This is a genomic window from bacterium (assembly GCA_023382385.1).
GTDB lineage: Bacteria > Electryoneota > RPQS01 > RPQS01 > RPQS01 > JABWCQ01.
In genome coordinates this window covers 285337-312321 of record JAHDVH010000002.1, presented here as the reverse complement: position 1 = coordinate 312321, position 26985 = coordinate 285337, and the positions used below count along the sequence as shown (strand labels likewise).

At 56.3% G+C, this 26985-nt stretch carries 26 protein-coding genes; 1 reads left to right on the top strand and 25 read right to left on the bottom strand.

What is annotated here, in order from left to right; translation table 11 throughout:
- Positions 1 to 313: 313 nt before the first annotated feature.
- The 7 genes from typA to KJZ99_05545 form a co-directional block, all read right to left on the bottom strand.
- A complete protein-coding gene (gene typA / locus KJZ99_05575) occupies positions 314 to 2146 on the bottom strand; it encodes a translational GTPase TypA (GenBank protein MCL4305364.1) in 1833 nt (610 codons plus the stop codon).
- Positions 2125 to 3117 (bottom strand): YcjF family protein, encoded by a 993-nt coding sequence (locus tag KJZ99_05570; protein MCL4305363.1) that lies wholly within the window; start codon positions 3115 to 3117, stop codon positions 2125 to 2127. Before KJZ99_05570 ends, typA begins: the two co-directional genes overlap by 22 nt.
- Before the next feature lie 22 nt (positions 3118 to 3139).
- The gene (locus KJZ99_05565; GenBank protein ID MCL4305362.1) at positions 3140 to 3694 is read right to left on the bottom strand and encodes an NAD(P)H-dependent oxidoreductase; all 555 of its coding nucleotides are present in this window, start codon (positions 3692 to 3694) and stop codon (positions 3140 to 3142) included.
- A 17-nt stretch (positions 3695 to 3711) separates the two neighbouring features.
- The gene (locus tag KJZ99_05560) at positions 3712 to 4251 is read right to left on the bottom strand and encodes a DNA-3-methyladenine glycosylase I (GenBank protein MCL4305361.1); all 540 of its coding nucleotides are present in this window, start codon (positions 4249 to 4251) and stop codon (positions 3712 to 3714) included.
- A gap of 44 nt (positions 4252 to 4295) precedes the next feature.
- Positions 4296 to 6257, bottom strand: a complete 1962-nt coding sequence (locus KJZ99_05555; GenBank protein ID MCL4305360.1) for a S9 family peptidase — start codon at positions 6255 to 6257, stop codon at positions 4296 to 4298.
- Between the two features lie 154 nt (positions 6258 to 6411).
- Positions 6412 to 7506, bottom strand: coding sequence for a magnesium/cobalt transporter CorA (corA, locus tag KJZ99_05550; GenBank protein ID MCL4305359.1), 1095 nt, complete (start codon positions 7504 to 7506; stop codon positions 6412 to 6414).
- Between the two features lie 2 nt (positions 7507 to 7508).
- Positions 7509 to 8276: a hypothetical protein gene (locus KJZ99_05545; protein MCL4305358.1), complete on the bottom strand. Its 768-nt coding sequence runs from the start codon at positions 8274 to 8276 to the stop codon at positions 7509 to 7511.
- Between the two features lie 302 nt (positions 8277 to 8578).
- Here KJZ99_05545 and KJZ99_05540 point away from each other — a divergent pair, with 302 nt between their 5' ends.
- The gene (locus tag KJZ99_05540) at positions 8579 to 9016 is read left to right on the top strand and encodes an Hsp20/alpha crystallin family protein (GenBank protein ID MCL4305357.1); all 438 of its coding nucleotides are present in this window, start codon (positions 8579 to 8581) and stop codon (positions 9014 to 9016) included.
- Positions 9017 to 9174: 158 nt separating this feature from the next.
- Here the strand turns inward: KJZ99_05540 and KJZ99_05535 are convergent, their stop codons facing one another.
- The 18 genes from KJZ99_05535 to KJZ99_05450 form a co-directional block, all read right to left on the bottom strand.
- A complete protein-coding gene (locus tag KJZ99_05535) occupies positions 9175 to 10038 on the bottom strand; it encodes a phosphoribosylaminoimidazolesuccinocarboxamide synthase (protein ID MCL4305356.1) in 864 nt (287 codons plus the stop codon).
- Between the two features lie 34 nt (positions 10039 to 10072).
- Positions 10073 to 10870 (bottom strand): sulfite exporter TauE/SafE family protein, encoded by a 798-nt coding sequence (locus KJZ99_05530; protein MCL4305355.1) that lies wholly within the window; start codon positions 10868 to 10870, stop codon positions 10073 to 10075.
- Positions 10871 to 10879: 9 nt separating this feature from the next.
- The gene (locus KJZ99_05525) at positions 10880 to 12559 is read right to left on the bottom strand and encodes a S41 family peptidase (protein MCL4305354.1); all 1680 of its coding nucleotides are present in this window, start codon (positions 12557 to 12559) and stop codon (positions 10880 to 10882) included.
- 20 nt (positions 12560 to 12579) lie between these two features.
- The gene (gene tmk, locus KJZ99_05520; protein MCL4305353.1) at positions 12580 to 13197 is read right to left on the bottom strand and encodes a dTMP kinase; all 618 of its coding nucleotides are present in this window, start codon (positions 13195 to 13197) and stop codon (positions 12580 to 12582) included.
- Positions 13187 to 14002, bottom strand: coding sequence for a prolipoprotein diacylglyceryl transferase (lgt, locus tag KJZ99_05515; protein MCL4305352.1), 816 nt, complete (start codon positions 14000 to 14002; stop codon positions 13187 to 13189). Before lgt ends, tmk begins: the two co-directional genes overlap by 11 nt.
- A 63-nt stretch (positions 14003 to 14065) precedes the next feature.
- Positions 14066 to 14788 carry a 16S rRNA (cytidine(1402)-2'-O)-methyltransferase gene (gene rsmI, locus KJZ99_05510; GenBank protein ID MCL4305351.1) on the bottom strand — a complete coding sequence of 241 codons (723 nt, stop codon included), beginning with the start codon at positions 14786 to 14788 and terminating at the stop codon, positions 14066 to 14068.
- Between the two features lie 89 nt (positions 14789 to 14877).
- On the bottom strand, positions 14878 to 16227 hold the full coding sequence (lat, locus tag KJZ99_05505; GenBank protein ID MCL4305350.1) for an L-lysine 6-transaminase: 1350 nt from the start codon (positions 16225 to 16227) through the stop codon (positions 14878 to 14880).
- A gap of 121 nt (positions 16228 to 16348) precedes the next feature.
- Positions 16349 to 17170, bottom strand: coding sequence for an alpha/beta hydrolase (locus tag KJZ99_05500; protein MCL4305349.1), 822 nt, complete (start codon positions 17168 to 17170; stop codon positions 16349 to 16351).
- A 5-nt stretch (positions 17171 to 17175) separates the two neighbouring features.
- Positions 17176 to 17625 (bottom strand): PIN domain-containing protein, encoded by a 450-nt coding sequence (locus KJZ99_05495; protein MCL4305348.1) that lies wholly within the window; start codon positions 17623 to 17625, stop codon positions 17176 to 17178.
- Between the two features lies 1 nt (position 17626).
- Positions 17627 to 17914, bottom strand: a complete 288-nt coding sequence (locus KJZ99_05490) for a helix-turn-helix domain-containing protein (GenBank protein MCL4305347.1) — start codon at positions 17912 to 17914, stop codon at positions 17627 to 17629.
- A 13-nt stretch (positions 17915 to 17927) separates the two neighbouring features.
- Positions 17928 to 18419, bottom strand: a complete 492-nt coding sequence (locus KJZ99_05485) for a DinB family protein (protein ID MCL4305346.1) — start codon at positions 18417 to 18419, stop codon at positions 17928 to 17930.
- A gap of 2 nt (positions 18420 to 18421) precedes the next feature.
- Positions 18422 to 19768 carry a hypothetical protein gene (locus tag KJZ99_05480; protein ID MCL4305345.1) on the bottom strand — a complete coding sequence of 449 codons (1347 nt, stop codon included), beginning with the start codon at positions 19766 to 19768 and terminating at the stop codon, positions 18422 to 18424.
- An 11-nt stretch (positions 19769 to 19779) separates the two neighbouring features.
- A complete protein-coding gene (locus tag KJZ99_05475) occupies positions 19780 to 20184 on the bottom strand; it encodes a DUF937 domain-containing protein (GenBank protein MCL4305344.1) in 405 nt (134 codons plus the stop codon).
- Between the two features lie 49 nt (positions 20185 to 20233).
- Positions 20234 to 20710, bottom strand: a complete 477-nt coding sequence (locus KJZ99_05470) for a hypothetical protein (protein MCL4305343.1) — start codon at positions 20708 to 20710, stop codon at positions 20234 to 20236.
- Positions 20707 to 21174 (bottom strand): hypothetical protein, encoded by a 468-nt coding sequence (locus KJZ99_05465; GenBank protein MCL4305342.1) that lies wholly within the window; start codon positions 21172 to 21174, stop codon positions 20707 to 20709. The genes KJZ99_05470 and KJZ99_05465 overlap by 4 nt, the downstream gene beginning before the upstream one ends.
- A gap of 11 nt (positions 21175 to 21185) precedes the next feature.
- Positions 21186 to 21761, bottom strand: coding sequence for a DUF4256 domain-containing protein (locus KJZ99_05460; protein ID MCL4305341.1), 576 nt, complete (start codon positions 21759 to 21761; stop codon positions 21186 to 21188).
- A 48-nt stretch (positions 21762 to 21809) separates the two neighbouring features.
- A complete protein-coding gene (locus KJZ99_05455; GenBank protein MCL4305340.1) occupies positions 21810 to 23285 on the bottom strand; it encodes an aldehyde dehydrogenase family protein in 1476 nt (491 codons plus the stop codon).
- A 347-nt stretch (positions 23286 to 23632) separates the two neighbouring features.
- Positions 23633 to 26938 carry a hypothetical protein gene (locus KJZ99_05450; protein ID MCL4305339.1) on the bottom strand — a complete coding sequence of 1102 codons (3306 nt, stop codon included), beginning with the start codon at positions 26936 to 26938 and terminating at the stop codon, positions 23633 to 23635.
- Positions 26939 to 26985 lie beyond the last annotated feature (47 nt).

Genomic DNA, 26985 nt, shown 5'->3' with positions numbered 1-26985 from the left:
GGTGGTTGCTGAGTCATCAGAGCACAGAAGCGTGGGCGGGCCACAGTTGGCCAGTCTGCCCGGTTCCTCCGGTTCGGTGCTTTGGTTGGTTAGCTGGTGCTAATATAATACAATATTTACGAAAAGTCCAGTGTTTTTCGTAAAAATGTTGTAAACATTTGGGCAAAAAGAAGTTAGAGATCGGGTTGCATGATGTCTCAGCCGAAGCCTGGGAGGTCGTCAGGAAAAGTCGAAGTGGGGAGAGGGGCGCAGAGTAGAAACGAAAGCCCGTGCAGAAATGCACGGGCTTTATTATTCAAGATGTGCGGAGCAGCTAAGCCGTGGCGAGGGCGGCGCGCTTGGCCGCCTGCTTGCGCTCTTCTTCCTTCAGATAAATCTTGCGCAGGCGAATGGACTGCGGAGTGACTTCGACCAACTCGTCGTCGTTGATGAAGGCAATAGCTTCTTCCAGCGACATCGGCCGCGGCGGGGCGATCTTGTAATTCTCATCGCTGCCCGAAGCGCGCATATTGGTCAGTTTCTTTTCGCGCACGATGTTCACGACGAGGTCGTTGTCGCGCGAGTTTTCACCGCAGACCATGCCCTCATAGACGTGCGTGCCGGGTGCGACGAAGACTTCGCCGCGATCCTGCAAGCTGTTCAGCGCATACGCCGTGACGCGGCCTTCACGGTCGGCGACCAGCACGCCGGTCGCGCGCTGCGTGACGTCGCCTTCCACCGGACGATAGTCAAGAAAATGCGAATTCATGATGGCCGTTCCGCGCGTCATGGTGAGCAGAATCGGACGAATGCCGATTAAACCGCGCATGGGAATTTCAAAGGTCAGCCGCACCCAGCCGGTGGCGTGGTCGGTCATGTGTGTCATACGGCCGCGGCGCATCCCGAGCGTGCTGGTGACGACGCCGACGAATTCCTCGGGGCAGTCCATCAAGACGCTTTCGTAGGGTTCCATCTTTTGGCCGCCGATGTTCTTGAAGAGCACACGCGGCCGTCCGACATTCATCTCGTAGCCTTCGCGGCGCATGGTTTCAATCAGAATGGCCATCTGCAATTCCCCGCGCCCGTAGACGCGGTAGCCGTCCATGTTTTCGGCGTCTTCGACGCGCAGTGCGGGATTACCCTGAATCTCCTTGAAGAGCCGGTCGCGAATCTGGCGCGTGGTGACATACTGGCCTTCACGACCTGCAAACGGCGACGTGTTGACGCTGAACACCATTTCGAGCGTCGGCTCGTCAATCTTCAACGGCGGAAGCGGGCGCGGATCGGTGATGGAGGTCACGGTGTCGCCGATGTCCATATTTTCCAGACCGGCGAGCGCGACGATTTCACCCGCCCACGCACTCTTGGCGTCCACGCGGGCCAACCCGTCATAGATGTAGAGTTGCGCGACTTTCGCCTGAGACTTGGCACCGTCATTCTTGATCAGGACGACCTGCTCTCCCTGCTTGATGGTTCCGTTGGCGATACGTCCGATGCCGATACGGCCCACGTAGTCGCTGTAGTCGAGCGTCGTGATTTGCAATTGAAGCGGAGCGGCATCATCGTATTGCGGCGGCGGGACTTTATCGAAGATCAAGCGGAAGAGCGGCATCAAGTTCTCGCCTTCCGTGCTCAGATCGAGCGTCGCGGTGCCGATCTTGGCGTTGGTGTAAACGACGGGAAAGTGACACTGCTCTTCGCTGGCATCCAAATCGAGAAAGAGTTCGAGCACTTCGTCGAGCACCTGCCCGATGCGCGCGTCGGGTCGGTCAATCTTATTGATGACCACGATGGGGGACAGCCCGAGTTCGAGCGCGTTGGAAAGCACATATCTTGTCTGCGGAAGCGGGCCTTCACTGGCATCCACGAGCAGCAGGCAGCCGTCGACCATTCTAAGCACGCGCTGCACCTGACCGCCGAAGTCGGAGTGGCCCGGCGTATCCAGAATGTTGATGAGGTTATTCTGCCACTTGATGGTGGTGTTCTTGGAAAGAATCGTGATGCCCTTTTCGCGCTCGAGGTCGAGCTTGTCCATCACACGCTCGGCGACGTGCTGATTTTCGCGAAAGACCCCCGCCTGATGCAGCATCGCATCGACGAGCGTGGTCTTGCCGTGGTCGACGTGCGCGATAATCGCGACGTTTCTTATGTTGTCTCTGGTCCGGATCGCCACTTGTTAATAAATTCTGTGAGTTTGTTAAGATAGTTTTTTGATTCTTCCTGCCGGTCTTCCGCAGGATCTACTTCCGTTTTCAGCCAGCCGAGGAAGAGATTGACGGCTCCTCCATAGACGGGGCCGAAGGACTTCAAGATTTGGTCGCGCGACTCCTGCAACACATCGGTGAGCGTTCGAGACACCGCTTTGGCTGAGGGTTTCCAGTGCGCCGAGGCGTCTGTGTAGGCAATCGTGCAATAATTTTCGGTGACCAGTCCGATACGGCAGACGAGATAGCCGTTCACGAATCCGTCCGCCGCCGACTCCGTGATGATATTCAGTCCCGGCAGCTTCGCTCCGCCTTTCATAAAAATCTGGACGAGCAGATTGCTTCCCGTTTCCGCAAGTTCGCTCGCTCCGACCGCACCGCTGATGGCAATATCTTTGAGAATCGCGAGTGTGTCGTGCAGCGGGACGCGAGCGCCGTAGAGCTGCAGAGTTTTCCACGTCAGTTTCAATGCCGCCGAAACGACCAGAAAGAGGTCAATGACGGCACTTTGCGATGCGGCCGTGCCGATGAACACCGCAGTGACGTATTTCCTGCGCAAGGCGTCCGCTTCGGGTCTGCGAGCCGCAACTTCACGCTGAATATGTTCCATCAACTCCGCGTCACTGCGCTGCTTGACATCGTGGCGCGTCAGCCCGAGTAATCTGCCGCGCCGCTCGAGAGCCTGCCGTTTCTGACGGTCGGTCGGGGCATTCAGCGGCATCCCGAAACTGGGGAGTGTGAAGATTCGCCAAAGCGGAAGGACGACGAAGTAGGCGACCAGTGCGGCTGCGGCTCCGACATACAGCCAGGCCGCCCACATGCCGAATTCGCGGAAGAACTGAAACCACAGCACAAGCTCGCGCAAGACAGTCAGAATAACGACTGCCGCAAGAAAGAGAACAATTCTGTATGTCCAGCGAAGGACTTTCTGCATGAGCGAACCGAACCTGTTAAACTTAGCCGGTCATCTTCTTTGTAAACTCAAGCAGCCGCTCGAGCACTTTGTCCACGCGAGGAGGAAGCGTATCGTCGAGCAGCGTGCCGTCATCACTCCAGACTTTTCCCGCGTAGGGAATCGTCACGGTCTGCGGCAGGACGAATGCGCCCATGATGGACATGGAATGCCTGAAAGCCGGCAGCATGCGGTTCGTGCCCCACGGTCCGTCACTGACTCCCATCAACAGCACGACCTTTCCCACCCACGGACTCTTGCCGCCGCGCGACGTCCAATCGAGAACGTTCTTCAGCATTCCCGGAATGCCGCCGCTGTATTCGGGGCTTGAGATGACGACGGCGCTCGCTTCGGCGATGCGTGATTTCAGATTTATGACTGTTTCGGGCAGTCCGCTCATAGCTTCGAGGTCGCCATCATAGGGGGGAACCGGAAATTTCTTCAAGTCCAGCAAGTCTGTCGACACGCCGTGCGCGTTCAGCAGCCCTTCCGCGACAGCTATCAGTTTCCTATTGTAAGAACCGGCTCGCAAGGAGCCGGGTATCAATGCGATCTTCATACACAGTCCAATCTATTTCATTTCTTCGCCAGCGCCGCGCATTCCTTGTGTCTGAAACAGCTCACGGCGTGGTCATTGACCATGCCTGCGGCCTGCATGTAGGCGTAGCAAATGGTGGAGCCGACAAACTTGAATCCGCGCTTCAACATATCTTTGCTCATCGCGTCCGACACGGCGGTCTTGGCAGGAAGCTCGGACATGGACTTGAATTTGTTCACGAGTTGTTTGCCCTTCGTGAACTGCCAGATGTAGGCGTCGAAGCTGCCGAACTCCTTCTGCACTTCCAGCAGGGCGCGCGCATTCTGAATCGCGGCGAGAATCTTCAGGCGGTTGCGCACGATGCCCGCGTCATTCATGAGCCGCTCGAACTCCTTGTCCCCGAACTTCGCGACCTTCTTGTAGTCAAAATTGGCGAAAGCTTTGCGGAAATTCTCCCGCTTGTGGAGAATCGTGCGCCACGAAAGTCCGGCTTGAAAGGCATCGAGAATAAGATACTCGAAGTGCTTGCGGTCGTCATGCACCGGCACGCCCCACTCGGTGTCATGGTAGGCAATCATCAGCTCATCGTCCGCCGGCCAGCCGCAGCGCTTGGGAGCTTTGCTCACTTCTTGAGATACCTGTTGAACCACTCAAGATAGGCCTCCATGCGCACGACGCGCCTGTCCGGACGTCCGCCGCGCGACAACCCGTGCGACTCTTCGGGAAAGCGCAGGAATTCCACGGTGCGGCCGCGCACCTTCAATGCAACGAACAGCTGCTCGGCCTGCTCAATCGCGCAGCGCTGGTCGTTTTCGCTATGGACAATCAGCAGCGGGTCTTTGATATTCTCGGCATACGTGAGCGGGGACATGGTGGTGTAGCCTTCCGGATTCTGCCAATAGAATCCGCCGAACTCCATGTGGTCGAAGTATCCGATGTCCGATGAACCGGCGAAAGTCTTCAGTTCGACGACCGAACGGTCGGTGACTCCGCAGCGATAACGGCGCGTGTGGCCGAGAGCCCAATTGGTCATATAACCGCCGTAGCTTCCGCCGCAAATAGCGATGCGGTTGCGCAAGACGTATTTTTGTTCCGATATCCAGTCCGTCACCGCCTGCACATCCTCCCAGTCTTTTGTGCCCCATGCCGCGACGATGGATTCGGCCCACGCGCGTCCGTAGCCCTGACTTCCGCGCGGATTGGGACAGACCACGACGTAGCCCTGCGCAGCGAGAAAGTGCATTTCGTGGAAGAACACGCGAGCGTATTGAGTGCGCGGGCCGCCGTGAATGTAGACGATCGCAGGATACTTCTTGCGCGGCGAAAAGTTGGGCGGCGTAAAAACGAAGGTGTGCACTCTTGCGCCGTCGGTCGAGGGCACGCGGACTTCCTGAACCTTCGACATCTCGATCGAATTGAGATATCCGTGATTGTGAGTCAGCAGTTTGCGGAAGCGCGCGCCCTTTTTGGAGACGTCTTCGCAGATGTGCAGGTCGCCCAGCGCGCGAAAGCCCGCATGCACGACGACCATCGTGTTATTCTTCAGATCATAGATTGGAGCTTGTCCGGCGGCGGCCCAGAACTTCTTTGGCTCACCGCCCGCAACCGGAGTGCGCACAATGGCCACGTCGCCGCGATCCGAGATCGGATAGAAGATGCTCTTGCAGTCGCGGCTCCACGTTACGCGCGATGATTCAAAATCAAATCCGATGTCCGAGAGCGACAAATCTTCGGCTTGACGGTCGAAGTTGGGTGTGAGATTCTTGAGTTTGCCGTTGCGCAAGTCCACGCGCCACGGATGAATCGGCTCAACTCCCCATGCGTCTTTCTTATTATGATGTCCCAGATAGACCAGCCACTTGCCGTCCGGCGAAAAACTCAAGGTGCTCTTTTCGCCTTGCGGACCGGGATACATCTTGCGTTTTCCGCTTTTCAGATTCAAAAAGATAATGTCATTGTCGTACGGATGCTGATCGGGGTCACGGTGGGAATTTGTCACGTAGGCGAGGATCGTTCCATCCGCAGACACCGCAAAGGCTCCGTCATCGGCCTGCCCGCGCGTCAACTGTGACCATGACTTGGATGCAAGTTCAAGCTTGTAGAAATGGAAGCGGTCCTGCGGGAAGAAACCTGCGCCGTCCAAACGGTAGGAGAGCCGTGTAATCCGGCGCACAATCGGAGCCTTGCCTTCCGGTTCTTTGCCTTCTGCGATGGCCTTCTCGGCTTCGGGATCGGGATCGGCTTTGCGGAATTTTACGACCAAACAGGTGTCTCCGCACGCCCATTCCATTCCGGCCAGTGAACCGCGCCCCTTCCACAATAGCTCCGGCGCACCGCCGTCCATATGCAGACAGTATATTCTGTCTTCCCCCTTTTCGTGGCGGAAGAAGGTCAATCTCTTGCCATCGCGCGACCAGACCGGATTACGGTCGGTGTGATCACCGAAGGTCCATTGCCGTGTCTTGCCTGTCGTTAGGTTCAGAAGATGCAGATTTGCGAAAGATTTGTTCTTCGCTTCGTCAATCCACGAGCGCGTGTATGCAGCCTGCTTGCCGTCGGGCGACACCGCAAGGGACTTGGGCATGACCAGTTTCTTGAAATCGTGAATCGAAACGGGAACTTTTTTTGGAGCGCGAGTTGTTCGAGGCATGTGAGGAGAATTCTAAGAGAGAAGATGAAGAAATGGAAAAGTTGAAAAAGTGCTTACGGATTTGCGCAGAAGCGAGGCAGATGCCTGGCTAAAGCCATGATCGTCGCTTGAAGAAGAGCAGCATTATAATCATAACGACGGCCATGACCCCGAGCGCGGCGAAGTAGCCGTAGTGCCACTCGAGTTCAGGCATGTTCCGAAAATTCATGCCCCATATGCCGGCCAGAAAAGTCAGCGGCAGGAAGATGGTCGAGATGACCGTCAGAATGCGCATGACATCGTTCTGCCGCAGGGACAGCCGCGAGAGATAAACCTCGAGCGAGGCGGATTGCAGTTCGCGCAGTGTGTCAATGGATTCGGCGACGTGCAACGTATGGTCATACACGTCACGGAAGTAAGCGCGCGTCAATGGTTGTATAATCGGAGATTCGCGACGCTCCAGCGCGCTCAGTACGTCGCGCAGGGGAAGTATACTCGCGCGCAGATGCAATAGTTCCTGCCGTGCCTCGAAGATGTCCGGAAGGAGGTTGCGATCGCCCGGCGTCTCCATCACACGAACCTGTACGGACTCGAGCCGGCTGTTCACTTCATCCAGCACGACGAAGTACTGGTCAACCAGCATGTCAAGCATGCGGTAGAGCAGATAGTCCGCGCCGTTCAACCGCGCCTGACCCTGTCCTACGCGCAGCCGCTCGCGGATGACTTCGAGTTCGCTCGTCGGCGTCTCATTGAAGGTGAAAATAAATCCTTCCCCGAGCGCAATCGCGACCTGCGTGTCTTCGAGAGTCTGAGTCTCTTTGTTGCGCTCGAAGTCCCGCAGAAAGACGACGAGTTGGTCGCCGTCCTCTTCAAGTTTTGTGCGCTGGCTGGTATTGGCAATGTCTTCAATCAGCAGCGGGTGCAGACGCAACGTGCGACCGATTATCTCCAGCGTGCTCGTCTCGGCCAACCCAATCAAATCAATCCACTTCACTCCCGGCTTTGCCAGAAAAGCGGGAATCTCCTGCGGTCCGGAAAGCAAGACGTCTTCATAATTCTCGACGTCATAGCACACCGCGCGCAAGGTAGCTCCCGTAGACTGAGCATGACCGCCATACACGACGCTGCCGGGCAGCATTCCTGCCTTGTGCGGTGAGGGAGCCGCGCGTCTCCGACGATGCGAGTGTGACTTCTGCTGCGCCAAGTCTATTCCCAGCGGCCCGTCGCGCGCATGTAAAGTTCACGGAACATGGAGACGAGAACAGAATCCGAAAACCAGTGATAAATCCACTGATTCTGCATCATCCAATAGAAAATCAAGGCCGCAACAGGCACCATCACCAGCACATAGTAACCGCGATGGCGGTGGTCGAGGCGGTCCGCCGCACCGAGTTCTGTCAAATAAGACCACACGCGCTCGTCTTCGTAGTCCGGCTCCTGCAGCACCAGTGCAAGATAGGCCCACATCAGCGCAATGGGCAATGTGAAGAGCAGAACGCTTGCGGGAAGTAGAACGAAGTAGTCTCGCGTGCCGACCACCGCTATCGAAAGCAACAATCCCAGACCGATGCCGACGGCAGTAAAAATCTTGTAGGAGCGAACCTGTGGACGCTCGCGGCGCAAAATCCGCGGCGCTCCAATCATCAATGGGAAGTAGATTCTCGAAATGATCGAGCAGAACGCGGCCAGATACACGAGCGTGAGCACGAACATGATCGGGTGGCCGCTAATGAAGTTCAGCAGGTCAGAGTGTCGCCCCGCCAACTGTCCAACCATCGCTCCCACGACAAACAGCACAAGCAAGATAAAAAACCACCACCACTTGCCGCGGTCTTCGAACCATGTGCCAAGCAGGGTGCGTTGCTGCTCGCTGTGCCGTCGAAGCTCACGAAAGCAATGAGGGCATTTGCGCTTGAAACGATGCTTAAAGGAGATGACTTTGAGGCAGTGGGGGCAGAGCTTCTTTGAAATCATGGTGCTACGCGGGGTGTGTGAGGAAACTCCAAGTGCGGTTCCAATCTGTCAAGATAGCCACTCGCTTGTGAATATGCAACCTCATGCGACTCTGACACATGCCTGCCAGAATGTCATAAGCCCTATCATTCTGGCAGATGCCTCCGCCAACTTTGCAGAGAAATCAAGCGCGAGAATTCAGATAATTTTTCTATAAACAGTAATTTATGTTACTGGCATTACGCTTGCCTTATGGGTCAGTGAACATGCCAACGAAGGCAGAACCAAGCAAACAACTTAACCAAATATCTCAGGAGACAACCATGAAGATCACCAAGTACATCCCGCGCAATGTGGAACAGAACTACCCGTTCCCGAATCTGGACGAAGTCCTGAATGACATGATGGGCTGGAATCGCGGCGGCATCATGCGGAGCTGGGCTCCCGATGTGGACATCGCCGAAAATTCCGATTCCTATGAGATTCACGCCGAACTTCCCGGAATGCGTGAAGAGGACATCACCATCACGCTGAACAACAACGTGCTTACCATTTCGGGCGAGAAGCGCCGCGTGGTGAATGAAGAGAAGGACAACTTCATACGCGTCGAGCGCAGCTACGGCAAGTTCGAGCGCAGCTTCAGTCTGCCGAACAACATCGTCGCCGACCGCGTCAGCGCCAATTACTCTGACGGCGTGCTGAAGGTCGCGCTGCCCAAGGCTGAAGAGGCCAAGAGCCGCACCATCAAGGTCACGAAGTAACGACAACTTCTCCGAGCAGGTTTCTTGACCTGCCGGAAACAACAGCAAATGCCTGCTTCTGCGGGGGAGCAGGAGTTCCCATAGAAAGCGCGAGTCCGAGGGGGGACTCGCGCTTGACTTTTCCACGAATTGACAATGCGGACGTCCGCGACCGAAGACTACGCCATCAACTTGGCAGCAATCTCTTCGTAGGCCTGCGCCGTCTGCTGCACGATTTCGGGTGGCAGTTCCGGTCCGGGAGGCGACTTGTCCCAGCCAAGAGTCTCAAGATAATTACGCACAATCTGCTTGTCATAGCTGCGCTGGTCGTGACCCGGCTCATATTCGTCCGCAGGCCAGAAGCGCGAGCTGTCGGGCGTCAACACCTCGTCACAGAGGACCAACTCGCCATCAATAAGACCGAACTCGAACTTCGTGTCGGCAATCAAGATCCCGCGTTGTTTCGCATAGTCACGGCCCTCCGAATACACCTGCATAGACAAATCACGCAGCTTAACGGCGAGTTCCGTTCCCACAATATCTTTCATGCGCGCGAAGTCGATGTTCTCGTCATGGCCGCTGGTGGCCTTCGTGGCAGGTGTGAAGAGCGGTTCAGGGAACTGTTCACAATGCCGAAGCTGCTCAGGCAGTTTATGACCGCAGACTGCGCCGGTCTTCTGATAGTCCTTCCAACCTGAACCGGTGATGAATCCGCGCACCACGCATTCCACCGGCAGCATCTCGGCCTTCTTCACGACTTCCACCTGTCCCGCAGCGGTTCCGGGAAGTGATGCCGCAAACTCCCGTGCGAAGCCACTGAAATCCTGCCCGGCGATGTGATTTCCGCACAGGTGGGAAAACTTCTGCATCCAAAACGTTGTGAGCCTGTTCAGCACGGTTCCTTTGTTGGGAATGGGCGTGGGAAGGACCACATCGAAAGCGGACACGCGATTCGAGGTGACGAATACGAGATGCCGGTCGTCGTATTCATAGATGTCGCGCACTTTGCCGCGACCGATTAGTTTCAAATCGAGGGTTTGCATGGAAAACGGGAATAAAGAAGTGAGAAGTGGAAATTTACTGCGGCCACAACATGCGAACCGCGATGAAGACCAGATAGGCGGCGAATAGCCAGCGGAACAGGCGCACGCTGCTGCTTTGATTCAGCTTGCTGCCGAACGGGCCGCCGACCAGCGTGCCGAGCAAAATCGGGAGCGCGTACGCAGGATACACATAACCGATGGAGCCTGCGGGCAACTCTGCGACATTCCAGCCGTTGTATACGTAGCCGAGCATTCCGGCCAACGACGTCACGACACCGACCATGCTGCTCGTTCCGACGGCAAGTTCCGGCGGCAGTTTAATCATGAACAGCAGCACCGGAACCATCAGCACCCCGCCCGCCACGCCGATATACGCGGACAGGAATCCGGTGGCGGCTCCCAATATGGCAAACGGCAGCACATGAAAATGAAATTCTCCGCCCGGATGTCCCTTCAGCGGCGAGATGAGGATCCCTGCGCTCAACAGTGCGAAAAGTCCGAACACCGTGCGCAGAACATCCGGCGACGAACGAGCCGCAAGCGAAGACCCCGCAAATGAAAAGAGCAGAACCAGAATCGAAAGTACTCTAAATCCGCGCCAGTAGACGCGGCCCGCTCGCGCGTAAGTCCAACCCGCCGATATTGAAGTCCCCAGAATAGCAAAGAGCGTCGAACTGAAAACCAGGGGATACCGAACAGTCTCGGGAATCTTGTCGGCCGCACTCATGGCCAGCAGCACCGGCGTGATCACCAGTGCGCCGCCGATTCCCAGATAGCCGCCCAGCACCCCGACAAAGACACCGACGGCGAACAGGATTAGATACGACTCCACATGCCTCGCTTATTCGCGGGATTGATTTGTGGTGTCCGTAACCGCCAGCAATTTGTCGTATTCGACATTGTTCTTGAGCACTTCGACCGCGCGCAAAATCTGCGGGTCGTGGTCAAAACTTGCTTCGATACGGCCCGCGCTTCCGTAAAGTGAGTTGGCCAGCTCCGTGGAGAGACTCGAACGGATAAACTCGTGTTCCATGTCAAAGTCACGGTCGCGGACGAGTTCAAGATAATACTCGAGATGCGCAAAATCCGCTTCCGCATTCTCGGCAAGATCGAAGTCTGCCAGAATCTCGCGCAATGACAACAGTTCCTTCTCGCCGTCCGCCGCGTAGGAGAATCCCTTTTCGACCAGCCAGTTGCGGAACTGCTCGAGCATTTCGTCGGAAACGCTGGCGTCACTCAGTTCGGGAGAGTCGGCCATATACTCCGTGACAAAATCGAAGAACTTGCCCTGTCGCCAGAGTTCGACACCAAGCTGTCCGGGCTGAGGAGTCTCCACCAGAATATCCGGCACAATCCCTCCTCCGCCTTCGACCTTCCGGCCGTTGCGCGTCACATAGCCTGAGTCGGGCACTTCGTCGAGTGGCTGAACAACAGAGCTTGAATCGTCTTCCCCGAAGTAGTCCACCTTCTGAATCAACCGCCCCGAAGGTGTGAAGTATTTCGCGGTGGTCAGTTTCAAAGCTTCGCCCGTTTCGAAGGAAATCACAGACTGCACAAGTCCCTTGCCGAAAGTCGGCTCGCCGATCAGCACACCGCGATCCAAATCCTGAATCGCACCGGCGACGATTTCCGACGCCGACGCCGAACCCCCGTCAACTAACACAGCCAATGGTACACTCTTCGCTACCGGATCGCTGCCCAGTTTGAAAGTGCGATTTGCATCCGGTGTGCGGCCCTTGGTCGAGACGACCACTTCGCCTTTGTCCAAAAATTTCTGCAGAACTCCCACCGCCGCATTCATCAGTCCGCCCGGATTGCCGCGCAGATCGAGCACGAGGGCTTTCATGCCCTTGCTCTGCAAATCCACAAGCGCTTCATCCAGTTCGCTCTGTGCGCGCGTCGAGAAGTGGGCAAGTTTGATGTATCCGATGCCCGGCTCGATGAACCCGCTATAGGGAACGTCCTTGATGTCAATGATCTGGCGTGTCAGCACAAACTCAATCGGCTCGGGAGTTCCCGTGCGTTCAATCGTCAGCGATACCAAAGAATTCGGTTCGCCGCGCAAGTAACGCGAGGCTTCGCGGGTTGACATGCCCTTTGTGGAATTGCCGTCCACCGCAATCACGCGGTCTCCGCTGCGGATGCCGACGCGCTGAGCAGGTGAATCCTCCATCGCGCTGATGACCGTCAAGACCTTGTCTTCACCGCGCACGCCAATTTCGAGGCCAACGCCACCATACTTGCCGTAGGTTATGACGTCGAGATCATCGGTGTCTTCTTCGGGAATATAGACCGTATACGGATCCAGCGTCCGAAGCATTCCCTCGATGCCTGCACGCATGAATTCATTGGGATCCACCTGATCAACGTAGCGAATGCTGATCTCGCGGAAAATGTCCCCGAACAGCCCCATGTTATGGTGAATTCTCGCGTACAATTCATCCGCTGACATGGGGCGCACTTCGGCAACCGCCGCGAGCGGCAGCAGCGAAATCAGCAGCAGGATCAAACGTCTCTTCATAATACTATCTGGTTAATGGCCTAATTGGGCAACCGGGCGCTGATGGCCGCCCGGACCTGAGAAAACACTTCTTCTTCCCCACGGCGCGCGTCAATGCGCACCACTCGATCGGGATGACGGGAGCAGAGATCGAGATAGCCTGCGCGCACGGCTTCAAAAAACTCGCGCGGATTCTGCTCCAGACGATCCGGTGCGCCGCCGGCAGTAGCGCGGCGGGCGATAGACGTTTCATAGTCCACATCTAAGTAGAGTGTCAGATCCGGCAAGAGGTTCCCGGTGGCGAACTCATTGACCGCCTCCACCGGTTCGACCCCCAACTTCCGGCCCGCACCCTGATAAGCCGTAGAGGAATCGGCATATCTGTCCACCAATGCTACGGCGCGCGGGGTTCTCAAATGCGGCAGGAGCACCTGTTCCACAAGTTGCGCCCGAGATGCCGAATAGAGCAAGAACTCTGCCCGTGCCGTCAGATGGCTGCCGGGGTCAAGCAACAGCTTCCGAATCGCTTCACCTGCGTCCGTGCCACCCGGCTCACGGGTCAGCAAAACATCGTAACCCAGCCCTGTCAGCCATGCTTCTGTCAGTGTCAGCTGCGTCGACTTGCCTGACCCGTCAATCCCTTCGAAACTAATCAGCACGTGGAGTCTTTGCCTCCGCGGATTTGCGACGTATCAAGTAGATTCCGGCAACGACCATGAGCACCGAGATAATCCGTGAAAAGGTGATGCGGTGTGCTCCCAACTGTCCGAACACCATGCCCGATTCGTACCAGCGCAGGCCTTCAACATAGTAGCGCCATAGGCCGTAGAGTGCGAGAAACCATCCGGTCAGCACGCCTTCGCGCAGAGGAACTCGATCCCGCCACAACAGAAATCCAAAAAGAGCAAGCATCGCGAGTGCTTCGTAGAGTTGCGTCGGATGGATGCTCATGTGCGGAAAGACAGACCCCGCCAGACTTGATGTGGGAAACTCCACTCCCCACGGCGCATGACATTCCGTGCCGAAGCAGCAGCCGTTCAGGAAACAGCCGATTCTGCCGAAAGCTATGCCCAGAGCGAGCGACGGAATCATGATATCCGTCAAAGTCAGAAAGCGCGCGCCGCGCCGTCGAGTCATCCAATAGGCGCCGCCGAAACCCGCCACCACTCCACCCAAAAGCACCAATCCCGCAATTCCGATGGTTCCATCGCTCTGGATGGGCGAGACAATATCAATCCAGCGGTCTTCAAACTCTTCCCAATGCGTAATCACATAAGCAATCCGGCCGCCCGCCAAACCAAAGAGCAGCGACGCCACCGACACATCCATTACCGTAGAGCCCGAAATGCCGCGCTGCGGTGCGCGTTTCGAGGCAATCCAGATGCCGAATCCGAACGCCAGCGCCAGCATCAAGCCGTAGCTGTGCAGCACGAACGGACCAATTTTGAAAAGTTCAGGATACAAGAGAGGTGCTAAAAGTAAGAAGTAAGAAAGTGTTTGAAAGGTGACGCGCCTTGTTCGGCGGCGTCAGTCGTCAACGTCGGGGCTTGAGTCATCCGTCCCCGCGACCACCACCACAAACTCGCCGCGCGGTTCATGCTTTTCGAAGTGCGCAATCGCATCACTCAAACTGCCGCGCACAATCTCTTCATGCAGTTTGGTCAGCTCGCGGCAGACGGCTACTCTTCGGTTGCCGAGATACTCCTGCAGTTCCGCGAGTGTCTTCTGAATCCGGTGGACGCTCTCGTAGAGCACAATCGTCCGCGGTTCGGAAGCCAAGAGCTTCAGTCTGGTTTGGCGGCCCTTCTTGTGCGGCAGGAATCCTTCAAAGACAAATCTGTCCGTTCGCATGCCGGACAGCACGAGCGCCGGAATCAAAGCCGCCGGACCGGGCACGGTGAAAACTTCGTAACCTGCCGCAAGCACCGCACTCACAAGCATCGTTCCCGGGTCGGAAATTCCGGGAGTTCCGGCATCGCTGATCAGAGCGACACGCTTGGTTTGCCCCAACTGCTCCAAGACCCACGCGAGTTTGGATTTCAGGTTGTGCGCACCGTAGCTGGTTGTGGGAACTTGAATCTGATAGCGGTCCAGCAGCCGCTTGGAGTGCCGCGTGTCCTCGCACAGCAACAGGTCCGCGCGCTTCAGCGTTTCCACTGCGCGAAACGACAGGTCGCCAAGATTCCCGATCGGCGTGGCCACGACCGCCAACGACCCAGTGGGGAATTGTGCTGCCTGCTCTTCGGTCATGCCTGTAAAAAGACAAGGCCGGAGCCCTCCTGCGAGGGCCCCCGGCCTGAAGATTTGCACCGGTCAGTTTCGTGTGACAACGCTTATACTTAGGCCGGCTGCAGCTGCACCTGTTCGAGAATCTCGCCCGCGCACTTGCGGATGACATCGACGCCTTCCGCGACTTCCGATTCCGAAATGTTCAGCGGCGGACGGAAGCGGATGGAATGCGTGCCCGAAGGCAGCATGCACACGCCGTGCTCGTAGAGCGCGTCCACCATCCGGTTGCGCAACGATGGATTCGGCAGGTCGAATGCGCACATTAAGCCGCGCCCGCGCACATTGGAAATCATCGTCGGATAGTCGTCACTGAGCTGCTGGAGCATGAACAGCGCCGACTCGCCGGTCTTGGCCGCATGCGCGACCAGATTCTCGTCGTGTATGATTTCGAGATACGTCTTGAAGCGGTACATGTCTATCAGATTGCCGCCCCACGTCGAGTTGATTCTGGATGACACATTGAACACGTTGTCTTCCACTTCGTCAATGCGAGGACCCGCGATGAAGCCGCAGACCTGACTCTTTTTGCCGAAGCAGAACATATCCGGCTCGGCGTCGAAATGCTGCCATGCCCACATCTTGCCGGTCAGGCCGACGCCCGTCTGCACTTCGTCGTAGATGAGCATCGCGTCGTTCTCGTTGGCCAGCATCCGCAGTTTCTTCAAAAACTCGGGACGGAAGTGATTGTCGCCGCCCTCGCCCTGAATCGGTTCAAGGATGATCGCGCAGATTTCGTCCCTGCGTTCGTGGAAGTGCTGCTTGATTTGCGCAATCGCAATCCTCTCCTTCCGCTCAACTTCTTCCAGATGACCTTCCGTCAGCGGGAAACGCAGTTTCGGGTTCAGCACGCGCGGCCAATCCAACTTCGCAAAGTACTTATACTTGTTCGGGTCGGCCGTGTTGGTCATCGAAATCGTGTAACCCGTGCGGCCGTGGAAACACTCCTCGAAGTGCATTACCTGATTGCCGATTTCGCGGCGGTAGCCTTTCGCGAAATTCTTTCGCACCTTCCAGTCCATCGCAGCCTTCAGCGCGTTCTCGATGCCGAGCGCTCCGCCCGCCACGAAAAACGAGTGCTTGAACTGCGGCGGAATCGCAATCTTGAAGAACGTATCCACAAACTCGGCCATCTCAACCGTGTAAAGGTCCGAATTCGTGATGTTGTTCACGGCAAGCTTGCCGAGCTTCTCGATCATCTGCGGCGACGTTAGCCTCGGATGATTGAAGCCGACCGGACTGGACGCGAAAAAGCTGAACAGGTCGAGAAACTTGCGGTTGTGACGCGAATCGTAGAAATAGCTGCCATGAGACTTTTCAAGATCAAATACGAGATCAAAGCCGTCGGCAAGCATATACTTCGACAGCGTCTCGTGGACATTTTGCGGTGTGATGTGAGACATGGTATCCTCCGGTTACGATTAGTAGTTCATGGGCGAAAACAACAATTGTCCATGCCCGAAGGAGGATCCGTCGAACCCGTGCAGCGCTGGGTCAGCGCATTGTAGTCTATATGAAGAAAAATCATGCTCTGAAAAACTCGACAATCTCGGCTAAATATGCCTCGGGCTGTTCCCACATCGGGAAGTTGCCCGCTTCTTGCCAAAGGATAGCCTCTCTGCCCTGCGCGAAGTCGGCAGCCTGCCCTTCGTCGTAAGAACAATAGTTTGCACCCCATGCCAGCAGGGTCTCTCCCTTAAACTCGCGAAGGCACCGCTTGTATCCCGCAAATCCGGAGCGGAATTCCTGCACGGGAAACTCCGGTGAGCGTTCGGCATGCCACCCGCCGGACAACAATTCCCGAAACTGCGGCTCAATCGCCTGTCTCGTCTTTTCCGGCAGTCCGGAGTCGCGTTCAATCCAGCTTTGCAGACGCGCGGCCCGCCAGCCGGGTTTTTGCCACGGCCATATCAGTCGGCGATTCGCACCTGCCTTGAGAGGAGTATTGATCAGTCCAAGTCTGCGAATCCGCTGTGGTTCCGCCTGTAGATATTCCAATGCAAGCAGTGCTCCATCGCCAATGCCCAGCAGGTCGAACTCCTGAATCTGCTGTGCCTGCACGACATCACTCAGCCATTTGCGCAAACTTTCGCGCGACAAAACCAGTTGCGGCCGACCGTTCCGCTCAAGCGAGCGGCCCCACCCGGGCAAATCGAGTGCAATACATCGGCGCGAGCGGCCGATTGCCGCAATTGTGGTAGACCAGATGAAACTTGCGGCCGGCGTGCCGTGCAAGAGCACTATGGGAAACGCGCTCTGCTGTCCTTCCACCACGGCAAAGGTCCGCACACCCCCTGCGGAGAATTCCTGAAACCCGAAATTCGAAACCTCAAACCAGTTTGCCACGAGCTTCAGGCAAACAAAGTTTCAAACGGATTTTCGACCGTCAAATCGCGAATCGAAATGTAGGGCGCGCTGTCCGCAGTCACAATCGTGTTCACGCCATGCGCCATCGCCGTCGCCGCAACGTGTGCTTCGTGAAGGTGGTCTTTCAGCGCAGCGTGCCGGTCGGACAGCTTCAGCGCCCGTCTCAAGATTTGCTCGTCGCCGTACAACACCAATGGCTCTCTGCGCTTTAACATTGCGTCGAGCGCACCTTGCACAACCAGTGGCTTGAGCGGCGCCGCGCAGTGCTCGCTTGAAGTAATCACGTCACACCAGCGGAGCAGACTCTCATAGCACACGCACGTCACCCACGGGTCCCCCGCGCAGTTCTTCAAATACTTTGCCGCGCGAGCGTGCAGCGGATGTGTCGTATCCGTGGCCGCCAGCAGAATGCTTGTGTCAATGCACTTCAGCACGTCAAGGTCTGTTGCGCAGTTTGATTGGCGCGGCCAACTTCAATAAATCATCAAATCCGGAGCGCTTGGCCCGCGCCGCAGACCGTTGTGTGGTCGTTTTGGCATTTCGCACGGCCGCCTGCTTCTGCCGATACATCCAGAGTTCCGGTGCCTCATGTGGAATCCGCCACTGCTTGCCCACCCGCAAGGCCGGCAGCCGCCCCTCGCGAGCCAGCAGACACACCGTGCCGCGGCTCACTTTCAAGAGCTTGGCCGCTTCGGCAGTTGTGAGATATTCTTCATTCGGCATATTAAAACCGCGTCTACTTCATTCCGCTCCGCTGAATCTCTTTCTCCGCCGCGCGCTTGATCAGCATAATCTGGCCGGCATGATAGAGATCGTGGTGAACGATGCCAAAAATATAATCCGAATAAACGGTCTCGCGGCCCGGCGGATTCTGATAGAGCTTCTCGTTCGTGAAATGCGAAACGGTCGTCAGAAGCTCGGCTTGGGCCACTCGAAGTTGGTTCAGCACGTGCTGCCACTCGGCCGTGTCGCCCTGTTCAGGATGAGGAAAGTTCTCGTCGTCCGCTACGCGAATCGAATCGTCTCCCTCTATCCACTTGGTCACTGCGCGCTTCCACGCTACCGTATGCAACGCCAGCTCCCAAATCGTATGCACTCCGTCAATCCAATGTCGTTTGGCAATATGCGCGTCCACACCGTCCAGCGCCTCCATGAGTGACGGCCCGTGCCAGGCGTCGCCCTCAAAGGCCTTCTGAATCTGTTTCAGATGCGAAGCAAGTTCATTCATACTTAGAACCTATAGGTGAGCGACAGCGCTTGCCCTGCGCGATGTTCCGTTTCCGCATTCGAGCCTCGCGGCAGTTCGGTCATCAGCGGCAGAGGATTGAAATGGATTTCCAAATCCGACGTCCGGCGAATCGTGCGGCCTGAGCGGCTGGCGTTCGCATATCCGAGCATGAATCCCAGAGTCCCGCCGACTGCGGCGGCCATCGAATAGGGACCTGAATCGTCCGGCTTGGCAGCGATTACCACCGCAGTTCCCAAAGCAGCGCCGCCAAACTCGGCCAGCAAAATTGTCAAACCTTGCGAACTCGAGAAATCCTTGTTGCGCAACAGGCCGTGCCCGAGACCCAACCCCATGACTGTGCCCAGCGTCGCCAAGTTCGCGGCCGTCTTGCCGCTTTGTTCTCCTACGTCCGCGAGAGCCGCCGGCAATGCCGCACCGAGGATTCCGATACCGCGCAGCACATACGCGTCTCCCCGTGTATAACTCCCCTGATCCGCCATCTGTGTTCCGGCAATCATCCCAATCAACGAACCGCCCAGAATCGAAATCCCCGCCACGCTTTGGTGCTCACGGTTCCACAACTCGTGACCGGAAACCAGAATCGCACTCATGCCCAGACCGAAATCCCCTCCCACTCCAATCACTGCGGCCTTTCCAACGGTCATTCCGGACTTCGCGGACCACTGATTCAATGCGATCCGTTCGCCCAGACTGAAGATGGTGGCCCAGCCGTAGGGCGCGCGTTCGCTGTCCTCTTCAGGGTCAAACGCGTAATACAGTGCTATGCCGTGCGCAATGCCGCGTGAGCCACCGTAAAAATCCATCATCGCCGTCGCGCGCGAAATGTCTGCGTTCTCGGTTGCGAAGTAGGGACCCAACACGCCCGCCGCCGTAATAAAGAAGTAGAGCGCAACCGCGCCTGATCCGTCGGCTTTCGAGGCTACCGGAATGGCCCAGCCGTAAAACCCTGCAGACAATATCGCGCTGTTGATAATCAACCCGCCGCGACCATCCTGATCGTACATCGATTGCGGGGAACGCTGCGCGATCGCACTCGAAACCTGCTTGCGCAGTTCCCTGACCTGTTCGAGAGTTTGCGGGACGCGCATGCGCACGATACTCGAATCCCGTTGCTCGAGAATTTCGAGAAAATATGCACTATCATTCGCCTGATAGAGCCGTGCCTCGACAAAGCCCGGATATTCCAGAAACAGCCCGAGCTTGTTTTCCAACTCACTCGTTATGACAAAGATCTTGCCTGCGTTGTCCAGCGGCACGGAGACTTCCTGTGCTGTTGCGACGGTTGCGCCGAACAGCAACAGGAAGCAGCAAACAAAGACTCTGCACACCGCCGGACTTTCTATTTCTTCAGGAACTGCCCCAGCAAGCCCATGCCCTGTTCGAGAAGATTGTTGCTCTTGTCGTTAACCTCGCCATCCGGTGTTAACTTGTCGATGATCATCGGAAGCGCGGCCATCAGGATTGGAAGGAACTTTTTCAAATCCATTCCCGACTCCTGAGCCATCGCACCGAGCTTCTGCTCGCCGAAAACCTGCATCAGCTGATCCTGTGATATGGGAAGGTTGTCGCCCGTGCCGACCCACGACTGAGCAACATCACCTAAACCGCTGCTCTGAAACTTCTCCAGCAGTCCACCGATTCCGCCGCTCTCCTTCTGAAGCATGCCCAACAGGGGTCCTGCTAACGCGGCGATGTTAGTCTCTTCCTGCTGACCGCCAAGCATACTCTGGGCGCCTTTTAACATGTCAGATAGATTCATTTCACTACTTCTTTTGACTACCGTTGGCCCGCAATTATACCGTCGTCCCGCGTTTCGTTTCCTTCACCCATCTGGTAAACCAAGTCTTTGCCGGCTCGCCGCCCGCCTGCCGCACCAGCGTGGCGATTTGCCCGCGATGATATGTCCCATGATCGACGATGTCTGTCAGCAGGTCTCCCACCACGCGGTCGGTCGGCTTGCCGACAGCGTTCGTGTAGGTGAAACTTGTGTCAAAGTGCAAGTCCGGCTTATTTGCCAGATACTCCCGCCAGGCGATGTTGAGCCTTTGGATTTCAGCCTGACATTCCTCGAACGTCAGCGTAGCAATCTCGTTGCGGTTCGTGGCTACTCCGGTCGTCAAGAGTTTGTGCGCCACCCATTGCTCCTGCAAATAGTGGCTTAGCAGCGCGACTGCTTTCGGTGGCGGAACCGCGCAGCTCTTTAGCGATTTTTCGACTTCAACATTCGCCCAGTGATCGAAATGAAACAGCCGCTGATAGTAGGCTCTCATGTCCGCGTCTCTGCTATAAACCTGTTAAACCATGTCTTGGCCGGTTCTCCGCCCGCTTGCCGCACCAGCGCCGCAATCTGTCCGCGATGATACGTGCAGTGGTCGTGCGTGTGAAAAATCAGTTCTGCGATGGTCCGCGTGACAGTTCTGCCAGCGGCATCCACGAAAGTCACAGGCTTCTCCAGTCCCGCCTGTCCAGCGCTTGCGAGCAGCTCTTTGTAAGCCCGATCAATCCTGGGGATAGTCTCGATGCACTCTTCCAACGTGTAGTCCGCCGCGCCGTACCATCGTCTGCCGTCGTCACGGCCTTCAATCAAATCGAGCACATACCAGTTGTTCTGCAAGATGTGCGAGAACAGCTCGACACCTTTCTCCGGCACCTCGCCACACGACTTCAGCGAGTCAACCGTCTTGTTGTTCGCCCACGTGTTAAACTCAATCAGCGTGGCATAAAAAGTGTGCATCTGCGCGGAAGTCAGACTCTCAGCGAACCGCGAAATCCCCGTGCGGCATAATACGATTGCGCGCCGTTGTGATACACGAACACCTTGTCGTAGCGGCGGTCGCCGAATATTGCGCCGCCGAGCTTGCGAATGTCGACCGGAGTCTGCAGCCAACTTGAAGTCTTCAAGTCGAATTCACCAAGTTTCTGAAGCTCCCGATACTGCTCTTCGGTCAAAAGCTTGATACCCATCGCCGCGGCAACATCCACCGCGTTCCCCTTCGGCTTATTCTCCTTGCGTTCTTCGAGTGCATCGCGGTCGTAGCAGAGACTGCGGCGGCCCGTCGGACTCTCTGCCGAACAGTCGAAGAAGATAAACTCGCCCGTCTTCTTGTCAAACCCCACCACATCCGGTTCGCCGCCCGTTCGCTCCATCTCGCTTAGCGACCACAGCGCCGCGGGAGTCGCAAGCAGTTTCGCTTCCACGTCCGCCCACCTGATTCCCTTGTGCCGCTTCTCGTTCGCCTCAAATCGCTCTGAAAGCACCATGAGCAACTCGGCGCGCTGCTTCGCGGAAAGCTCCTGTTTCTTGGTCGCGGGTTCAGGCATGAATGCTGGAGTCACGGGCGGAGCCTTCGCCCCGCCCGTGCTCAGTTCTCAGTCGTCGATCTGTGCGCGCTGCAGCTTGCCCGAGTAATCCACGTAGCAAGCCTTCGTCTCTGAGTAGAATTCATAGGCTTCCCAGCCGCCTTCACGGTGGCCGTTGCCCGTCGCCTTCATGCCGCCGAACGGCATGTGCGCTTCCGCACCGATGGTCGCCGCATTCACGTACGTGATGCCCGTTTCCAAATCGCGGAACGCGCGATACGCATTGTCGATATTCTTCGTGAAGATCGCGCTCGACAGACCGTAGTCGATCTCGTTGCAGATCTTGATCGCGTCGTCAAAGTTCTTGGCCTTCAGCACCGACACCACCGGTCCGAAAATCTCTTCCTGCGAGATTCTCATCTTCGGCTTACAATCGGTGAAGATGGTCGGTTCATGGAACCAGCCGTCGGCGTGCTCACCCTTGGTCAACATCTTGCCGCCGTAAACCAATGTCGCGCCGTCCTTCTTGCCAATCTCCACATATTCCGCCACCGTCTTGCGCTGTCCTTCGCTGACGCACGGTCCCATCGTGATGCCCGCGTCGTTGCCGTAGCCGATCTTGAGCTTCTTGGTGGCCTTGATGAACTTCTCAACAAATAGATCGTGAACGCCTTCCTCGACGATCACTCGTGATGACGCCGTGCAGCGCTGTCCGGTTGTTCCGAAGCCGCCCCAGATCGCGCAATCCACTGCGTGATCGATGTCCGCGTCGTTCATCACGATCTGCGCGTTCTTGCCGCCCAACTCCATCGAAACGCGCTTGAGCATCCCGCTCGCTTCGCGGCCAATCATCCTGCCGACTGCCGATGACCCTGTGAAGGAAATCACCGGAATATCAGGATGAGTCACCATGTGCGTGCCGACTTCGCGGCCCGACCCGTGCACGATGTTGATAATCTCCGGCGGGAATCCCGCGTCGAGGATCGCTTCCACCAGATTGTGCGCAGACAACGGCGTAATTTCCGCAGGCTTGAATACTACCGTGTTGCCGCACATCAGCGCGGGAATGATCTTCCACGACGGAATGGCCATCGGGAAATTCCACGGAGTAATCAGTCCGCACACGCCGATCGGAAAGCGGATGGTCATGTTGAACTTGTTCGGCAATTCCGAGGGAACCGTCTTGCCGAATAGTCTGTAGCCTTCGCCTACGGCATACATCGCCGTGTCAATTGCTTCCTGCACGTCGCCGCGTGTCTCGAAGATCGGCTTGCCCATCTCACGAGTCATCTCAAAGGCGTACTGCTCCTTGCGCTTGGTCAGAATGTCCACCAAGTTGTAGAACAACTTCGCCTTGTGCGGAGCCGGAACCAGACGCCACGTCTTGAACGCCTTCTGCGCCGACTTCACTGCGCGATCCACGTCTTCCGTCGTGCTGTGCGGGAATGTTCCGATCAAGTCCGACCATTGCGCCGGATTGCGATTCTCCGAAATCTTGCCGTTCGACGAATCACACCACTTGCCCGCGATAAAATTCTGATAAATTTTCGTCTTGCCTTTGCCGCCGTTGGGGCTGGCCTTCTTCTTGTTGTCTTTGGCTTCCGTTGCCACGATCTGTTCTCCTAATCTTGTACTTGTAAGCTGATATTTGCAGCTCACCAAACTCTAAGTTGTCGAGAGCATTGAAAATTACTAAAAATTGCCCCGAGAGTCAACCCGCAAATTACCCATTAAACAAAAATAAAACAATATGATATAGACAAAATCGCGACCCCGCATGAGGCAGACAGCTGTGGATAAACACAGAAACAGGGCAGTTTCTCGCGAAACTACCCCGTCTCTTCTCCCCAATCTATTTTTCAGGTTAGGACCGTTTTCGCGGCCCGATTCTGCTACGGACCAACGGCAATCACCTGATAGTAAAGCTGTGTAGTCGCGTCATTGGCCTGATTCAGATGCGTGTAGCTGGTTGAAGCAGTTGTCGTCAAGGTTGTCCACGGACCGTTGATACTGGGCGACGACTGCACCATGTAGTTCACTGCCACCGGAACCGCTGTCCAGTAAAGCCGGATATCGTTTCCGTCACGAGTAATCACGAGATTCCCGACCGGTGGCGGGGTGCCCGTCGAGTGCGCCGACTCGAGTCCCCAGTAATCCAGCTCCGTGATTGACGACGCAAAAAGATTCAGATAATGCGATCCAAGACTGTTCACGGAACCCACATTCAGCACCACTTCCTGGTCTCCACCGGAGAGAGCAACTTGGCCATTCTGTATTTCACAATCAGGACATTCAAAGCCGATTACTGTTCCCGCCTGCCCGCCCAAGACTCCGACATACAGGTTCATTTCCGTCCACCAGTAATTTTGAGCTGCGACATCGAAGTGAGCCTGAATAATCTCGACTCCGCCCGGCCCGAGGTATTTGGGTGCGGTAGACAAATCAAATCCCAAATCATCCACATTAGACAGCACGCGCAGCACCTCGGCATAGGCTCCGAATTCTTCCGAAGTCCCGCTGGTCCAGCCGACTGCGAATCCCGCGAACGTTTCCGGATTGGAAGGGCTGGTGTCCAGATTGGGCGGCAATGGTGGGTTTATTGAGGTGGCCTTAACGTAGAACGTGTCGCTGCGGCTGTGAATGACATAAATGCCGTTGCTTGCTCCGCCTGAATCAATTCGCCGTTGGTTCTGTCCGTTCACAAATCCCGCCGAGCCCGGCACGTTCCAGTTCCAAGTTGCCTGCCGTATCCACTTCCCGGTGGTGTCCTGACACAAGACTTCGCAGTTCCCACAACTCTTCGCTGGACCGCTGAACGTCAGATTGATGCGTCCGCCGCGCGTCACCTGTATCGTGTCTGATTGACAGCGTTTCGGCAAACAGAATGACCGGAAATAACTCTGCGTGCCGACGCGAGAACGCACATCCGTCGAGTCATTTCGCAGTCTTGTCGCCTCTGCTGCAGCGGTAGAACGAACTCCAGCAGGCCGAGCTGGGTCACCGGCGATCGCATCTTGCGCTTGCGCCCTCGTTCCGGAAGCGTCCGCCATGTTGTTAAGCACCTGATCGTACGTCCGATTCGCAATGTTCACTGCTTCATGCAGACTCCGGCCTTCGTTAAGTGCGCAGACTTTCGCATTGAGCCAATAATTATATCCCCCATCACCTGCACGGCTGCGGGTCTTCTTTTGGTCGTTTGTGGCTGATGAGGCTGTCACATTGCACCCGCGGGTGTTCAGGCTATCACGAACTTCGTTAACCAGAATACCGCTGAAACACTGTCCAAATTCGACATCAAGATTGCACAACCCTGAATCAATCAGTTGTTGCATCGCAAGACGAAACTCGCGGCCAGTAAATGTCGTGTCCTCTCCGCTTGCCGAATGCACCATCGTGATTCCGCCCTGATTTCCGCCTGAACTCGGATCACCGTGATTCGTCACCATGACTTCTACCATCGGACATTTCCCCGCTCGCTTACATGCGGCGATTTGCGATGAAATGGCCGTGAAGTGTGCTTGAATCTTTGACTCCCAGCACGAATCAACCACTCCCGCAGGAACGTCTGTCCGGCGTGAATGACCCGTCGGACGTTCTCCTTTGTAATAGAAAACCTTGGTGCGATTCTCGCACCAGCCATGCGACCGCTTGTAGCAGTAGAAATCTACGATATCATCCCAATAGTCCGCGCGGTTTGAGCTGCCAGTTGACCCGCGCTGTGTGGAACTTGTGCCTTTCCAACCACCGGAAATAAACACTGCAAATTTGCAGGTATCACATTGCGCGCTCGGCGTCCAAGACGGAGGACGCCAATTCGCCAAGTTTATCGGAAGTGACGGAACAAGCGTGAGAAAGTTGATCGGAGTGAAAACCAGATTGATAGTGTTGTCCGGTTCACTTGGTATCTCACCGACTGTTCCGTTCAGTTGCAGCCAAGCCCCGTCCTGATAGATTGGGTCTATTGACATGCCGCCGAACAATTGAAGACCGAAGTAGGGAGGCTGCTTCTCGGTTGTTGAATAGGCTTCCCAGTCTGCGACCAGCATGTTCTCTGGTGTGGCATAGGCAAGCAGGATAATGTCCTGACCAACAAGAATGTCGCGTTGAGCATATACTTCAGGAATCGTATAGATTGGAGGTCCTCCGCCCCCGCAGGTCACCCCGTCATCCTCAATCATCAAGGTGAAGTTCCCCGTCTGCCCGCTGAAGCCCTGCACGAGAATGTAATACGGCTGTCCGGCTTGACTGCACCACGTCACTCTGCTCTGCAGGCCGCACGCGTCGTCATTGCCACCCACGCATTCCAGCAACGAACAACTTCCCGAATACACATTGAGCTTCGTGTCGTACGTTGCGCCCAGGCAAGTCTGTACGCTCATCGTATTGCCCGTGCCGATCGTCAGATACCACACGCCCGGTGCGCTGATAGACGTTCCGCAATCAGGAACGGGGTCCGGTGTGGCATCCACCGTCGTGCCGCTGACCACCACAAACGGTTCGAGGACTGTCGCATTTGGGCACAAATCGTTCGGCGGAATGGACAGTGCTATAAGCTCAATGGCAACTTCATACATCCCTGCGCTGAGATTCCACCCGTCCACAACCAGCAGCACCTCCTGACCCGCGAACAGCGTCGGACTGGTGAACTCCGAGCGCAGCCCGCAGAAATCGTCATTGCCGCAGATGAAATCCGTGGCATTGTTCGGCGGCCCGCCTGTGTACTGATACAGGAGCAGTCCTGTGTCAAAATTCGATGCGCACAGTTGAACACGGTAGCTTCCCGTTATTGGGACCGTATAGCGATAGGCCACATCCGGACCCGCACAAGTGAGCGATGGGCTGAAATAGCCCGTCCAGCACGGATCCGGAGGCAAAACTAATCCAACAACATTGAAGTCATTCGCAAACCCAATGGTCGTGCCGCTCGCTGTGATCGAAGGATTCGAAGGTAGAATCACCGCATTAGACCAGTTCTCACCCCCTTGGTCAAGCCTGCCTCGAGGTCCCAGCCGCTCTTCAGGCAACGTGAGTCGAGCAAGCTCCTGTTTGAGTTCAATTTGTCGTTCGATACTCGCCGTCCCCAACAGCTCTTCCCAGAGGACTTTCGTTCTGCGCTCCAAGTCATTGGCCAGTGTCGCGAAACCGCCCGCCAGTAACCCGAATGCGGCAATTCCCCACATTAGTTTCCGAGTATTCATGGCCCGTCTCCTCTTTTGATGGTCTACCATCAAAGTACAGGCTCCGA